This window comes from Paenibacillus sp. O199 (assembly GCF_001636635.1).
Taxonomy (GTDB): Bacteria; Bacillota; Bacilli; order Paenibacillales; family Paenibacillaceae; genus Paenibacillus; species Paenibacillus marchantiae.
In genome coordinates, this window is the sequence record NZ_LGRP01000004.1 from 181,211 (window position 1) to 197,184 (window position 15,974).

The following is a 15,974-nucleotide window of genomic DNA, read 5'->3' on the forward strand; positions in this document are numbered from 1 at the left end:
GTTATTATTATTGGAGTGATATTTACTCCATCGTTCTATCAGTTGAATAAGCGTATTCGTAGATTGGAAGAGCAAGTTAGGCATCTTTCAGACGAGAGGAAGAACCTTTAAGTGGATCGGTACACACACATGGGGGTATACGGTTTAGTCACTTGGGAGCAAAAAGTCCTGTTAATACATAAGGCGAGAGGGGCCTACATGGGGAAATGGGATTTGCCTGGAGGAAGGTTGGAGTTTGGTGAGCAACCGGAGACCGCCCTACACCGTGAGATCGAGGAAGAGACGGGTCTTTCCAATCTACAATTGGTGATTCGTTCTGCGGAATCGAACGTATTGGAGTGGGTTCACGAAGGCGAGCCGGAAGAGCTGCACCATATTGGAATTCTATACGATGTATATTTGACAAGCGAAAGTCGGCCTTATGAGATCAAAAGGGAACCGGATGGCGAAGATTCGCTGGGCGCACAATGGTTTACTCTGGAAGAGGTCGGAGCGTTGTCGTTGACGCCATTTGCAAAGTATATGATTAACAAAACTACTTGATTTGAATTTTAGGACTGGTCAAATGGAACAGAATCGTTTATTCTGTGATAGATAGATTACAATTTTTTCAAATGAATAGGACTGACACCTTAAAGCATAAGGCTATGAATCTGCGGATTCGTGGCCTTTTTTTGTGTTTTTAGGGGTGAATTGGGTCTTTGGAAGGGGAGGTTGCAGGCCTTGTAGTGATGGGGATTGCTGAAAAATAATACCAATAGCCTAGATTTGCATGGTAGAATATTGATGATTATTACAAATTTAGGTTTTGGCTTGAAGAGTAGTACGATTGCTGAAGAAGCAGAAGTTTGCCCCATACTAAGGTACATAGGAGAGTGAGTAGATTTGAAGAAGCAGATGAGATTAAACGGTAGTAAATCAAAAAGGAATGTGTTAATAGTCGGATTGTTGACGACGGCTTTGCTGGCAGGAACGCTGCTGACTACTGGAACCGTGGGTCTGGTGTCTACTGTGGATGCTGCTACAAGCACGAATGGAGCGGGCACAACTGCCTCTGCGCTTACGAAGTTCAAAGATATCAAAGGGCACTGGGCGCAAGCCACAATTGTCAAAGCCTATGATAAAAATCTGATCTCCGGCTATCAGGATGGTACGTTCCGCCCCAATGCCAAAATCACACGTGGTGAGTATGCCACACTTCTCAGCCGTGCAACCAGCTCGGAAAAGGTACAAAGCGAGAATCCTTTTGCTGATCTCAAGGGGCACTGGTCTGAATCCGCTGTGACACAGTTGGTGGGCCAAGGCTTTATTAACGCTAATGATTATCCGAAAGGATTCAACCCCAATGCCGAGCTCACACGCTACGAGATGATGAAATGGATTGCAAACGGACTGATCAAGTCGGGAACCAGTTTCCAGGATGCTTTTGACGATACCAAAAATACACTGCTACCTACCCCTGAAGTGAATCGTGGAACGATTCGTGCAGAGCAAATTCCTTATCTTGCACTTGTTCGCGGGACTGGCATTGTGGGTGGATTTGAGGATGGTTCCTTGAAGCCTGCTGATCCAACAACGCGAGCCGAAGTGTCTGCCATTTTGCTGCGTTATATGGATGTCGAGGGTACGGATGCAGGGAAGTACAGTGATCTGAATGAAATGCGTGAGGTAGGTACAACAGGAACGAATTTAACGACGATTAGTAATTATAAGTATAGTTCGGGTTCTGCTAATATTTCAGACTTATCCAAAAGTTACATTACCTTAACTAACAAATCTGGTGTAATGAAGATACATCGACTAATAGTCGTGGATACCACTAAGAGCACACCAAAAGGTATTTATGCCTCATTACTATTGGAGAAAAATTATGTTCCTGGTTCGTATAAAACATTTTCTGATGTTTCTTTCACTTCAAATTTAGAAGAATCAAATTTATTAACATTTAACAAGGGATTTTCTGATTCTCTTATACAATTTAATCGCTTAGATTTGGAATTGGCAAAACAGAATGGCTTTACAACGTTACCCATGAATTCTAGTGAACTGATTAAAAAGGGTGTTGAAACAAGATTTTGGATTACATCAACTTTAAGAAATAAGTCTTGGTCCTATTTCTTGAAGTCTGATACAGAAGGAGCGTTTAAAATTCAAAGGTAGCTTGATTCGGGTGGTGAAAAAAATCAATAAACGTTTCCTTAGTCTCATTTTGATAACTGTGTTTGTTAGTGAATTATTAGCTAATTCCCTTCTACCCATTAATTTCATTAATGCAGCAACAGATCAGTATGGGCCAAAATCAATGAAAAATCCTCATAAAGTCACGGTCTTAGCAACACCTACTATAGGAACACCAGGAGTGTACTGGTACCAAGTCGATGACGGGCGATTTAAAGCTGAACATGCGGGAGGCCCAACCTATGCGAGAAATGTAGGAAGTTGTTCGAGTCCATATCCTGAAGCTAAAGAAATACCTGATAATGTTGATTTCAGTAAATGGCCCCCAGAAAGTTGGCCAGACTATAATGGAAACAAAGTAGATGCAACAAATATTAAAAATGTTCGAATACATGATGTTGACTATCAAGGTAGAGCAGATCAAAATTCTTATACTGGCGTAGGGGACCCAAGTCCTCCATTTCCCTCTACTATTGTAGCAATAAGGACAATTACTGGAGGCTACCATACCCCGACTGAAAAAAAACCTTTTTTAAATGGTGGTGAGACAACGGAAGGTTGTCCAAAATACAATGTCGTTTATTACACTCCAATGGATATCATCTGGGAAGGGGATCTCGAAGAAGAAAAGCAAATCGACGTAACTCCAGACTCCACTCTAACGGTCGGAGAAACTAAACAGATGGTAGCCAAAGTTAAAACGAAAAACTATGGTGCAACTCAATTTAGTGAAGGCATCGACGTAAGTCGGCGCGAAGCTGAAACCACCTGGTGGTCATCCGATCCTAGTATTGTGAGTATTGAACCCAAAACCGGAATGGTGAAGGCTGAAAAGCCGGGTACTGCTTTTGTGCGTGCAATCTGGAACAACGGTACATACCTCATCTCGGATACGGCTGACATTACGGTAACGTCCGAACCAGGACTCATTGTGAACCTGCCAAACGCTTGTAAAGCAGACACAGCCACACCGCTGCAAGCTAAAGCTATCCTGACCAAGTCAGATCTTTCTGTTCATGAGCTTACCGCTCATCCCAAATTGACCTGGCAAAGCTCCAATCCAGCAGTAGCGACCATAGGTGCAGATGGGAAAATGACGATCAAAGGTATCGTCGGAAGCACCACCATCACTGCCCGATTTGTGGACACTGCCCAGCAGTTGGATGAGCGAGGAACACAGGTGTTAGAGGTAAAGGACTGCACAGGCAACGGAGGAGACGGGGGAACTGATCCAGGTAACGGCGGTGTTGTGGGTTGCCCCGTGACCATCAGTCCTCCTAATAAAGGAGCGTTGATCGAATCGGCTGTCATGGACCCCTCCGTTTCGGGCGTGCTGAAAGCTGATGATCGGGGGTCTGTGAAGTTTGATGTCACCCGTGGCATCCCGACTTCTGAAGATCTCTATGCAAATGTCATGGCTAGAGGATACTTGTTCCAGCACCGTTGGGTGAACATGACGGGAACAGTGACTTATACGGTCAACGTAAAAAAGAAGTATCACAAAACATGGACGATTCCGGGCAGAGCCTCGACAGGGCCTAATGATCCAGGAACACCTCCACAACCTAAGGAACTAGACGTTCCTGTGGAAAAACCAATGCAGGTTACACGACAATATAGTTATTGGCAGATTGATAATTTGGAAGTCTATCAGCTAAATCAAGCTACGATATCCAATTATGCACTTGGTGGCTACGGTGGTACAGTAACGTTGACTCCAAACGGATATACACCCCCGACCTTACAATCGGCTAATGATGATGCGGTTACCGCACATGTGAAACCTGCACCTTGCAAGGAAATCGACCTTGGCACTGAAACAAAGTCAGGCGGTGACAGCGAGCCGCCTACACCTGATGAGACGTCATTATTCCAAACCAAAGCAGAAGCCGAGGTTAAAGAGAACACTGTAAATAATGACAAGGTAGTGTTTAACGGTACCACTGTGATGGATTCTGCTTCGATGGATAAGACTGCTCCGCGACCTGGGACAATTCCACAGCCTGGTATGATCGGCGACAACGTGCTGTACCAGAATCGTTTAACTATTCAGAATACACTGGTCAACAAGGCGGACCAACCGACAACGGGCGAGATCGCATATGGCTTGATTCCTGGCAACATTAAAGGCGGTCAGGATCAGAAGTTTTCTATTCAAGGAATCAATTCTGTCACGGTGCACACGCCTGTCGTTAACTACGCCTGGGTGTCTGATGATAAGCCCCATAACCAGAAAACAGTGCCTGATCCGACCAGTTCGGCGCTTATTCTGGAACGACCGTTTATCGTGCGCATCCCGACCTCAGGGCAGCATCTGGACGCAACCAGTTACCCGGGTTATGGCAATAGGGACTATGCTAAGTATTTTCGCATCAAGCAGATTCGTTTCCCATTTGACGTCTATAACGCCGATAGAAGTCAGTTCATTCCAGCCAAGACCTGGGTAGACATTCCGGTCAACCAACTGGACACCATTTTCTATCTTCCAGTATGGGTGGATGAAGGGCATTACCGAATTGAATTTCGCAATATTGCGGAAAATGCTCCTTCGACATTCACCGATCAGCAGGATGCCAACACAAATCTGACCCATCATGTCGCGGCAGATACGGTCCCGGTGGAGGTTGTTGGGCGATTGTATGATTTTCATGTTACGGATATCGCCGATTATAATTGGGAGAACGTGTTCCGCAAGCAACTCGGGAGTTCGGAGCCGACAGGAGTGAGCTACTGGACAGGACTTAACAGTATTGATGGTGATCCGCGAGGGAATCTGGCACCATTCGTGTTACCTGTTCGCCCAGGCAGTCACCCTGTGCAGGGTTTTAGTAATATTGCGGTGAAAACGGGTTACCATATCAAGTTCGACCTGAAAACAAAAGGAAATATGTTTGGCAAACAGGATGGTGTTCGAATTACTCCAACATTCTACTTTGTGAGCAAAGACGGCTCTTCCAGACAAGAAGTCGATCTTTACTACCACCGCGGTCAAGAGCGACTTATCAGAATAGGATCGGCGCAGGATTTGGAGAAACGGTTTGTTGTCCTGAACTCGAGATTGCGTAATGTACCCGGTACGGAATTGGGGGATACGGCGCGTTATCAGTATACGTATGAACTGACAGCCGATGAACGTAACCAGAGATCGCTCGCCGATTATATGGTTACGCTTGTAGATCAAACCTCTCACCAGAAAACATGGGTAGGCCGCTATGACTGGATGATCCTACCCGCTTCCATTCGTACACTGATTGGACCCAAGACAGACATTCCTTCGGGTGTTAGTGTGGACCGAGCGAATGCGGCGATCCAGCGTTGGTACGGAGAATACAGCTTGCCTGCAGATGTATACGCCGTGCCAAAGGGAACCAATCTCGAATCGCTTGCCAGACAAAATCAACTGGATGAAAAGGCTTCTGTATTTCTGAAGGACGGATATATCGTGGTCAACTTTAATATCGAGACACTTCGAGATGGGAATACAGAGGCTCCACACCTGCAATACATTTATGCTCCGCTGATGAATCAGTGGAAGATGGAAGGTTTCAACAACAGTCCAGTAGACAGTCAAGGCAGAACTTGGCTCTTAAATGATGGCGATGTGGTCTTTTACCATGCAGATCAGTCCAGCCGGAGCGATTTTCAGTCTCAGGTGCCACATTAAAAAAATAAAATGTCTGTCAGTTTAAATAAACTAAGTCCAAAAGAGCCGCCCGGATGCTTTTACGCATTACAGGCGGCTTTTGGTTTATACATTGAATTTCAAGCAACACCCATTTTTTTGTTGAATACCAAGCCAAATGGTTAATATTTATCTTGACGGTTTGTTTTTGGACATTATGGACCACAATTCTAAATAAGGAGGCTGCAAAACGGGTGAAACCTGAAAATGTGTAGAAACCATTGTAGGATAAGCGATTAACAACAAAACGCCATACAATCAGAGCACATTTGTGGGTCGGAAATGTTCCAATTATTCGATTCATCTAATTTATGCATCAATTGAACTAAAAATAGGAAATGCTCCTGAGCGTAAAAGTTTATAGAATAGATATTAGAACACGGACTTCACTTGAAAAAGTTGAGGAAGGTGTAACCCTCGAACGGATCAGGACAGTATTCGACATCTGTGCGACGGTATATACAATCATCAGTTTACTATGATTTTGAAAACGCAGACAAACCTTGACGGGAGCGTCGGAACAACGTTACTACCACCAACAGCACGATTATTGGACTTCATGAAAAATTTAGCTTAAAATGTTGAACGAACGCAAATTACGGCTTAGTCAATGATTTCCGTCAAAAACTTATGACTAAATCAAGACGGAGGGAACGTCGATGACGATCGAGGAAGGCAACAAGAAACCCTGGGAAAGTTACTATGGCCCGAATATGGGATACGTACAGGAACAATATGAATTATACTCCCAAGACCCGGGTGCAGTTACACCGGCTTATCGGGAATTATTTGAACAATGGGGTGCACCGCCGATGTCTGGCAGGGATGCACATACAGTCTCGTATTCTGGCAACGCCCAAAAGGCTTCCGGAAGCGTGGATATTCAACTATTACAGAAAGCGGTTACAGCAGGGAAACTGGTAATGAATATTCGTACCTATGGTCACCTTGCGGCCGATATTGATCCCCTTGGAATCAGTGAAGATTCAGATACTTCTTTGCTTGAACCGAAGCATTTTGAATTGAATGAAGAAGATTTGAAAGCTCTGCCAGCTTCCCTGATCTGGGAAGGTGCAGATGGACAGACGGTAACAGGATTGGATGCCATCCAGCGCCTGCGGCAAATATATACTGGTCCTATCGCTTATGAATTCAGCCATGTGCATGAGGTTCATGAGCGGGAATGGCTGAACCGCCGTGCAGAATCTCGTACTTCGCCGGCACCGCTTAATCCAGAGGAGCGTAAAGCTTTGCTGGAACGTTTGGTTGAAGTGGAGCAATTTGAAGATTTCCTTCACAAAACATTTGTTGGGCAAAAACGTTTTTCCATTGAAGGTAACGACGTGTTAGTCCCTATGCTGGATGAAGCAGTCCGAATTATGGCACACGCTGGTTCCAGCCATATTCTGATGGGGATGGCTCACCGTGGTCGATTGAACGTACTTGCTCATGTACTGGGCAAGCCGTATAGCAAAATTTTCTCTGAATTCCATCATTCTCCGAACAAGGATTTGGTTCCTTCCGAAGGGTCAACAGGAATCAATTACGGTTGGACGGGGGATGTCAAATATCATCTGGGCGCAAACCGTTATGTAAAAGACGGTGAAACAGTACAAGCGCGTCTTACGCTAGCCAATAACCCGAGTCACCTGGAATATGTAAATCCGGTTGTACAGGGCTTTGCACGTGCAGCACAGGATGATCGCCGTGATCCGGGATATCCGAAGCAGGATGTAACCAAAGCGGCAACTATTCTGATGCATGGTGATGCGGCTTTCCCTGGGGAAGGTATTGTAGCAGAAACGCTCAATTTCAAAGCATTGCCTGGTTACCAAAATGGCGGAACAATTCATATTATCGTGAACAACCGTCTTGGATTCACAACAGACAGCAGCGATTCACGCTCAACGTATTATGCGAGTGACCTTGCCAAAGGATATGAGATTCCGATTGTGCATGTCAATGCAGACAATCCGGATGCGTGTATCGCAGCTATTCGTATGGCAGCAGAATACCGTAACCTGTTCAAAAAGGACTTCCTGATTGACCTGATCGGTTACCGTCGTTATGGTCATAACGAAACGGATGATCCAGAAACAACACAGCCAACTGTGTATGACAAAGTAAAAGTTCATCCAACGGTTAGTCACTTGTATCAGGATCATCTGAAAGAGGAATCGGTTATCGACGATGCCTCAATCAACAGCATTCGTGAAGCTGTGACGAACCGCTTAAAAGAAGCATACGAGCAGATGAAGAACAATGAAGTACATGAATATTATCAACGTCAAATTAGCGAGCCAGAAGCCGTTTCAATTATTCCAACTGCGGTACCATTGGAAAATCTGCGGACAATTAACGCCGATTTGCTGAAATGGCCAGAGAATTTTAATGTATATCCGAAGTTGCAGCGTATTTTGCAGCGCAGAAGCACATCTCTGAACGAAGGCGAGAAAGTAGACTGGAGTCTTGCAGAGACGCTTGCATTTGCTACCATTCTTGCGGATGGCAAACCAATCCGGATCAGTGGACAGGATGCAGAGCGTGCAACGTTTGCCCATCGGAACTTGGTGTTGCATGACTCCGAGAATGGTGCGAAATTCTGCCCACTGCATCATCTGCCACAGGCAAGAGCATCTTTTGCCATCTACAACAGTCCTTTGTCTGAGGAGTCCGTTGTTGGATTCGAATACGGATATAACGTCTATTCACCAGATACGCTTGTAATCTGGGAAGCACAATTCGGAGACTTTGCCAACTGTGCGCAGGTTATTTTTGACCAATTCGTATCTGCCGGTCGTGCCAAATGGTCACAAAAATCCAGTCTGGTCATGCTGCTCCCGCATGCGAACGAAGGTCAGGGACCTGAGCATACAAGTGCTCGTCTGGAACGTTTCCTGCAGCTTTGTGCAGAAGACAATATGACCGTTGCGAATTTGACAAGTGCATCGCAATATTTCCATCTGTTGCGTCGTCAGGCTTCGTTGACTGAAACGGAAGATGCTCGTCCGCTCGTTATGATGTCGCCGAAAAGTCTCATTCGTAATCCTCGTGTCGCTTCACCTGCAGCAGAGTTCAGCGAAGGCAAGTTTGAGCCTGTGCTTGAGCAAGCAGGATTGGGCACGAAACCGGATCGCGTAGAGCGCATTGTTTTGTGCAGTGGTAAAATCGCCATCGATCTGGAAGATGCTTTTGAGAAAGATAAAGCAGATTGGTCTTGGCTTCACATTATTCGTGTCGAACAGCTGTATCCGTTCCCGGCGGAAGAAATCAAGCGTGTACTTGCACGTTTCAGCAAGCTGAAAGAGCTGGTGTGGGTACAGGAAGAAAACAAAAACATGGGTGCCTGGACATACATGGAGCCTCGTCTTCGTGAAATCGCGCCAGAAGGAACAACCGTTAAATACGAAGGTCGCCCGGAACATGCGAGTCCTTCCAGCGGTTATCAACTTGTGCATGGCATGGAACAGCAACAGATCATTACATCCGCATTGAAGCAAACGACGAAGAATAATATTCCACTGGGGAGGTAACAGCTGTGAGTGAAATTAAAGTACCTGCAATGGGTGAGTCGATAACGGAAGGAACCGTATCCAGATGGCTGGTCAAAGAAGGCGAAACCGTTAATCAGGGTGATGTTCTTCTGGAACTGGAAACGGATAAAGTAAATATTGAGATCAGTGCTGAAGAGAGCGGTGTTCTTGAGAAAATTGTTCGCCAGGAAGGCGAGACTGTAGAAATTGGTGAAACGATTGGAACACTTTCAGCTGGAACTGGAGGAGGAAGCGGCGCATCCGCTTCCCAACCAGCAGCAACAGAGCAGAAACAATCAGCTCCTGCACCGGAAGCTCCAGCTCCGCCACCAGCACCCGTTGCTGCAGCACCGGAATCTTCGGATAGCAGCTCGAAGACAGCTTCACCATCTGCTCGTAAACTTGCACGTGAGCGTGGTATTGAGCTCGATCAGGTACAGAGCAAGGATCCGATTGGCCGTGTTTATCAGGATGATGTGAAAACTCACAACACGCAGGCCGCCGCTCCAACAGCGCCTCCTGCTAAAGCTCCCGCTGCAGCACCTAGTGCTCCGGCAGCAGGTGGTTCCACGTATACCAAACCAGTGGAGCGTCAACGTATGTCCCGCCGTCGTGCTACCATTGCGAAACGCCTGGTAGAAGCACAGCAGACTGCAGCGATGTTGACTACGTTTAACGAAGTGGATATGACGGCAATCATGGATGTTCGTAAACGTCGTAAGGACAAGTTCAAAGAGAAACATGAAATCAATCTCGGCTTCATGTCCTTCTTCACCAAAGCAGTTGTAGGCGCACTGAAAAAGTTCCCAACCATTAACGCGGAGATTGATGGCGAAGATGTAGTTCTCAAAAAGTACTATGATATCGGTATTGCGGTATCTGCCAAAGAAGGTCTTGTCGTACCGGTTGTACGTGATGCAGATCGTCTTGGCTTCGCTGAGATCGAGAAAAGCATTGCTGACCTGGCATCCAAAGCCCGTTCCAACACGCTGGCTTTGTCTGATCTGCAAGGAGGAACCTTCACCATTACCAATGGCGGAACGTTTGGCTCCTTGTTGTCCACACCAATTTTGAATACACCTCAAGTAGGTATTCTGGGTATGCACAAAATCCAGCTTCGTCCGGTAGCGATTGATGCAGAGCGGATGGAGAACCGTCCGATGATGTATATCGCCCTGTCGTACGATCACCGTATCATTGATGGTAGCGAAGCCGTACGTTTCCTCGTGACGGTAAAAGAATTGCTTGAAGATCCAGAGTCTTTGCTGATCGAAGGGTAATCCATAACGATTAACATTAAATTGCCATCTTATAAATAAAAAAGTAAAGCCCCTGAACGCGGAGCACAGTGTATGCTGTGCTCCCGTTCAGGGGCTTTCGTCATTGTATAGGTAATTTGTGTCGCATTATATGGAATCGGCGGTTTCTGCGTGTGCTGTGGAATGATAGGCACTGTAGTCGGACGTATGCCTCTCCAGCCACTCCACGACATGCCCGGCAACCTCAGTCCGATTCGTTTCATGCAGCATTTCGTGGCGCCCCCCCGGATAGAGGCGGTATTCAATATCCTCAAGCTCAAGCTCTCGATATTGGGAGACCAGGTTAAGCACTCCTTTGCCATGAAGTCCCACCGGATCTTGTTCACCCGAGAACAGATATACAGATTTATCCTTAGGAATACGTTTCATGTTGCGCGGCAAGTGAATGTCCAACAGCAGTTTGAAAAAGTCACGGAAAAAACCTGCAGAGCAGACGGCTCCACACAAAGGGTCATCCATAAACCGCTTGACCTCTTCGGAGTCCCGGGACAGCCAATCAAACGGCGTTGTTGCCGGACGGAAAGAACGGTTGAATCCGCCAAATACGAGCGCATTGAGCAGCATACTTGGATGACCCTTCCCCTGAATGCCACACTGCAAGAAAGCCAGTTTCTCTCCAATCCGAAGCAGACCGCGCTTGCCATTGGTGCCGGACAAAATAAATGCATGGTAACGCTCGTGGCCAGCATACATTAGATGCTGTACCAAAAACGACCCCATGCTATGCCCCATCAAAAAGAGGGGCACATCAGGGTTTTCTTTGGCGGCAACTTCGCCCAGACTCATCATGTCACTCGCCATCCAGCGGAAAGCATCTACGCCGGCATTGCCCAACAAATCCGAGTTTTCGACCGTTTTACCATGACCACGATGGTCATTCGCATAGACCGCGTAGCCGTGCGTGGTGAGATGTTGGGCAAATTCAGCGTATCGGGCAGCAGTCTCGCTCATGCCATGTGCAATCTGGACCACACCTTTGATGTTGCACTCCGGATCGGGAAGCCAGCGGTACACATGAATACGGGTACCTTCGTTGCCAACCAGGCTAAAGGTAGATTCCTGCATCTCGTGTAAATCCTCCTTCACAGGTCACATTAGAGCCATTTAAGCTAAGGTAGATCACTTGAATAGATCATTGATTATTCGATTAAGGCAAATAAGAGCGAAGAACAGTAGTGTTGCCATCCAGCGTATAGGAGCCCAGGTTGGCAGGCAGTAAGTAACATTGTCCAGCTTTCAATTCAATTTTATCCGATTCCGCGTTATCCCACTCCAGCGTTCCGCTACCTTCACAGACCACAAGAATAGTGAAGCTTTCAGCACTTGTAGAGAGCTCCCAACGTCCTGTAACAATTCCTTTTTCCACTACAAAGTATGGACATTCCGCAAGCTTCAGCCACTCACCTGGAGTTGCGTTGTTGGTTTTCATCGTCGTGGCGCCAGCACCCTCATAAGCCGTTACATTCAATGAATCCTCAACATGCAGCTCACGTGGTTTGCCATCCAGGCCAGGACGATTATAATCGTAAATCCGGTATGTTGTATCCGAGTTTTGCTGAATTTCAGCCACAACGACACCTGCACATAGAGCGTGTACCGTTCCCGCAGGGATAAAGAACGTATCTCCAGCTTCAACAGGTACTTGACGAAGGGTATCCATGACCGTACCATTCTCCAGCGCTTCCTTCAGTACTTCACGGTCAACGCCTTCATTCAAGCCGTAGATGATATGAGCTCCTGGTTTGGCATCCAGCACATACCACATTTCCGTTTTGCCAAGCTCGCCAGGAGGGAGCGCTTCGTACTCATCTGTTGGATGAACTTGTACAGACAGATCATCGTTACAGTCAAGCAGTTTGATCAGAAGCGGGAATCGTCCGCCCTTTTCCGAAACTCCTTTGGTTCCAAGCCATGCTGTGCCCAGTTGTTCACGGACTTCATCCAGGCCTTTTCCAGCTAGAACTCCATTTAATACCTTGGTTGTACCATTGGGATGATCCGCAATCATCCAGCCTTCTCCTATATGTCCTTCAGGTGGCGTCAGGCCGAATTGCTCCAGCGCGCGACCTCCCCATACACGTTCTTTGAACTCTGGTTGAAATTGCAGTGGGTATGGCGTAGGCATTCCTAATCTCTCCTCTAGTATATGAAATGGTGGATCGCTTTAATCAATCATGACCGCGTAGTTGGCATGAGTGTAACAGTGAATACGGTTGCACGTCTTTATGTAGTACACAAATCGCATAAATTAAACCCAAAGAGTGCTTTGTTGCGATTGTGTCTAGTTTATTGCATTTGTCGAACAAAGGAAATTATTTTTTCTCGATGCCAATCAGAAAAGGAGAGGCGACACGCTGCAATTGGCGATAAATCACCACTTGTGCCTGCTCTACAGGTAGAGCAGAGGACCACTCCAATACCGCATCCGCTTCCTGTGAACCTCCATCATGACCTGGATACAGCACAACGGTAATAATGCCGCGCGGCTTTAGCATTGCCAGTGCAGCCTGGAGCGCAGCGATAGTACTGTCTGTTTCCGTAATTATGGTGGAGTCCGCATCTTCCGAAGGCAGGTACCCCAGGTTGAACATTACAGCACCGACATTACCCTGCCATGTTTCAGGAACGGCCTCTGCCATTCGATCATGGCTTAATTGAAGCATGGAGATGGAGCCCAATTTGGCGCTATCCTCTTGTTTGCGAATACGGGCTTGTGCCAAGGTAAGTGCCTCGCTCTGAATATCGAAACCAATGACTTGACCACGTTTACCAACTTTTTGCGCCAGAAACAGAGTATCCGCCCCCGTTCCAACCGTTGCATCAATAGCTAAATCTCCAGGCTGTAGCCGGGAAGAAATCCATTGATGGGCACAACTTAAAACCGAAAGAAAGCCCATCTTAAGCACCCCTCCAGTATTTACCTTGCCAGGAATCCCGCTCACGCAGCTCACGATCAATCGAATTCAAAACTTCCCATTTGTTCATGGACCACATTGGCCCAATCAGCAAATCACGCGGTGCATCACCTGTAAGACGGTGTACAATCATTTCCGGTGGAAGCATCTCCAGCGTATCGACGATGAGTTTAATGTACTCGTCTTGTTCCAGGAAACGAAGGAGCCCGGCTTCATACTGCTTCACCATTGGCGTTTTGCGCATCAGATGAAGTAGATGAATTTTGATTCCCTGCACATCCATGTTGGCAACAGCCCGTCCGGTATCCAGCATCATTTCATGGGTTTCCTGAGGCAGTCCGTAAATAATATGTGTACACACCCGAATATTCCGTTTGCGTAACTTCGCAACGGCTTCCTCATAACACTGCGTATCATGCGCACGGTTAATTAGGGTTGACGTGGACTCGTGAATGGTTTGCAGACCCATCTCAACCCATAGGTAGGTGCGTTCATTCAATTCAGCCAAGTAATCAACGACGTCATCCGGTAAACAGTCAGGGCGAGTGGCGATGGACAGTCCCACGACACCGGGCTGCTTCAAAATTTCTTCAAAGTATTCACGCAGTTCTTCAACGGGTGCGTATGTGTTGGTATAGGCTTGGAAATAGCCAATGTAGTGAGCTGACGGCCATTTCAGATGCTGTTTATCCCGAATGGTATTAAATTGGGTGACCAAATCATCGCGTCTGCTACCGGCGAAATCACCCGATCCACGAGCGCTGCAAAATGTACAGCCTCCTTTGGCGATAGATCCATCTCGGTTCGGGCAGGTGAAACCTGCATCCAGCATCACTTTGAAAACCTTATTGTTAAATTCGTCTCTCATTTCGTAATTCCAGGTATGGAATCGTTTATCTCCCCACAGAAGAGGAGGTTGTATTGAAGGTGCATTCATCTTCAGGGTACTCCTTTGGCTTACCTAATGGCTTGCTTATTCTATAACCGAATTCGACTCTTTTTGAACTTTTACCATTGTATCAAAAAACTCAAAAAAAGGGGAATCTAGTCGCAAAAATAGGCCGTAGAAACGAGGTTTTATCCTTGCTATAGTTTACACATTATGTTATATTTAAACCAGCGTCAGACACCATCTAATGGGTACTATTCATCATAGCATTTGAATCAATGTTGACGTCATGGACCATACTATACCGTGAGGTGATATGAATGAATTCCCAAGTTAAAAATGATCTTCATCATGTTTCTGTAGAACTGACGGCAGAAGAAGCTCTGGCTTTGACAGGTGTTCGTTTCAATGGCAATCCGAAAGTGAAAGCGGCTGCAAGACAAAAAGTTCGCGATGCTTTCGAAAAGACATTTGATTTTTCACACCAAGATAAGGTAGACTATGAACTATTAAAGTAGTTGGACCCCAATTCCAAATAAATCGAAGAGGGAATCTTTGAGATTTGCCCCAAAGTGGCAGATCCGAAGATTCCTTTTTCATTGCTCTTTACAATTAGCCAGTTCTTCGGCAAAATGATTCTGAGACAAGTATGGATAAACGGAGGAATAAGATGCGTTTACGTGGCAGAAAAGGGATTCGTGAAAATTTGGAGCAACAAGTTGACCTCGTTGTTCTTGATCCCAAACAGTACAAAGGAAAATGGTCTGAACTGTTTGGCAATGACCATCCAATTTTTGTGGAATTTGGCATGGGTAAAGGTCAATTTATCAGCCAAATGAGTTATAAATATCCGGAATTCAATTTTATCGGTATTGATATGTATGATGAATTGGTGCGTCGTGCCAGCGAGAAGGCTCGGAAAGCATGGAGTCAGGCAGAAGTGGAGACACCACCCAACCTGAAGCTGGCGCTGGCTAATATCGAACAGATTGAGGAAGTGTTTGAACAGGAAGAACTGGAACGGATTTATCTGAACTTCAGCGATCCTTGGCCGAAAGCCAAGCATGCACGTCGTCGTTTGACACATCCACGTTTCCTGAAGAAATATACGGAACTGCTTAACACCAAAGGACAGATTCATTTCAAAACAGATTCGGAAACATTGTTTGATTTCTCTCTCAATGCAATTGCCGACTTTGGTCTGCAAATGACCAATTTGTCTCTGAACCTGCACCGTGATGGATTGAATGAAGAGCATGTCATGACAGAGTATGAGCAGAAATTCATGGGCAAAGGCATGAATATTCACCGGGTTGAAGTCATCGTTGGTGAAGAGGCCTTGCGCGAGTATCAACAAATCCGCTTGGACAAGTATAAAGTTCGGGAAGCTGCGGACGAGACTGGCGAAGATCAAGAGTAATATTATAAAAAAAGCGTGATATGCATCTGGCTACCAGA

Annotated in this window: 11 protein-coding genes; 7 read left to right on the forward strand and 4 right to left on the reverse strand. The window is 46.2% G+C overall.

Annotation, left to right across the window (positions count from 1 at the left end):
- Positions 1-129 precede the first annotated feature (129 nt).
- The 5 genes from A6049_RS08185 to odhB all read left to right on the forward strand — a co-directional run bounded on the left by A6049_RS08185 (position 130) and on the right by odhB (position 10,673).
- Positions 130-543, forward strand: coding sequence for an NUDIX domain-containing protein (locus A6049_RS08185; protein WP_240321356.1), 414 nt, complete (start codon positions 130-132; stop codon positions 541-543).
- 342 nt (positions 544-885) lie between these two features.
- On the forward strand, positions 886-2,160 hold the full coding sequence (locus A6049_RS08190) for an S-layer homology domain-containing protein (protein ID WP_063564175.1): 1,275 nt from the start codon (positions 886-888) through the stop codon (positions 2,158-2,160).
- Between the two features lie 142 nt (positions 2,161-2,302).
- A complete protein-coding gene (locus A6049_RS08195; RefSeq protein WP_205411998.1) occupies positions 2,303-5,842 on the forward strand; it encodes a DUF5704 domain-containing protein in 3,540 nt (1,179 codons plus the stop codon).
- 677 nt (positions 5,843-6,519) lie between these two features.
- The gene (locus tag A6049_RS08200; protein WP_063564177.1) at positions 6,520-9,393 is read left to right on the forward strand and encodes a 2-oxoglutarate dehydrogenase E1 component; all 2,874 of its coding nucleotides are present in this window, start codon (positions 6,520-6,522) and stop codon (positions 9,391-9,393) included.
- A 5-nt stretch (positions 9,394-9,398) separates the two neighbouring features.
- Positions 9,399-10,673: a 2-oxoglutarate dehydrogenase complex dihydrolipoyllysine-residue succinyltransferase gene (gene odhB, locus A6049_RS08205; RefSeq protein WP_063564178.1), complete on the forward strand. Its 1,275-nt coding sequence runs from the start codon at positions 9,399-9,401 to the stop codon at positions 10,671-10,673.
- A 126-nt stretch (positions 10,674-10,799) separates the two neighbouring features.
- Here the strand turns inward: odhB and A6049_RS08210 are convergent, their stop codons facing one another.
- The 4 genes from A6049_RS08210 to mnmL form a co-directional block, all read right to left on the reverse strand.
- Positions 10,800-11,777, reverse strand: coding sequence for an alpha/beta fold hydrolase (locus A6049_RS08210; RefSeq protein WP_063564179.1), 978 nt, complete (start codon positions 11,775-11,777; stop codon positions 10,800-10,802).
- 82 nt (positions 11,778-11,859) lie between these two features.
- A complete protein-coding gene (locus A6049_RS08215) occupies positions 11,860-12,837 on the reverse strand; it encodes a type I phosphomannose isomerase catalytic subunit (protein ID WP_063564180.1) in 978 nt (325 codons plus the stop codon).
- Between the two features lie 187 nt (positions 12,838-13,024).
- The gene (gene mnmM / locus A6049_RS08220; RefSeq protein ID WP_063564181.1) at positions 13,025-13,609 is read right to left on the reverse strand and encodes a tRNA 5-(aminomethyl)-2-thiouridylate-methyltransferase MnmM; all 585 of its coding nucleotides are present in this window, start codon (positions 13,607-13,609) and stop codon (positions 13,025-13,027) included.
- A 1-nt stretch (position 13,610) separates the two neighbouring features.
- Entirely contained in the window at positions 13,611-14,564 is a 954-nt protein-coding gene (gene mnmL, locus A6049_RS08225; protein WP_063564182.1) for a tRNA modification radical SAM protein MnmL/YtqA, read from the reverse strand.
- A 272-nt stretch (positions 14,565-14,836) separates the two neighbouring features.
- Between mnmL and A6049_RS08230 the strand changes: the two genes are divergently transcribed.
- The gene (locus A6049_RS08230; RefSeq protein ID WP_063564183.1) at positions 14,837-15,034 is read left to right on the forward strand and encodes a hypothetical protein; all 198 of its coding nucleotides are present in this window, start codon (positions 14,837-14,839) and stop codon (positions 15,032-15,034) included.
- A gap of 152 nt (positions 15,035-15,186) precedes the next feature.
- On the forward strand, positions 15,187-15,936 hold the full coding sequence (trmB, locus tag A6049_RS08235) for a tRNA (guanosine(46)-N7)-methyltransferase TrmB (RefSeq protein WP_063564184.1): 750 nt from the start codon (positions 15,187-15,189) through the stop codon (positions 15,934-15,936).
- Positions 15,937-15,974 lie beyond the last annotated feature (38 nt).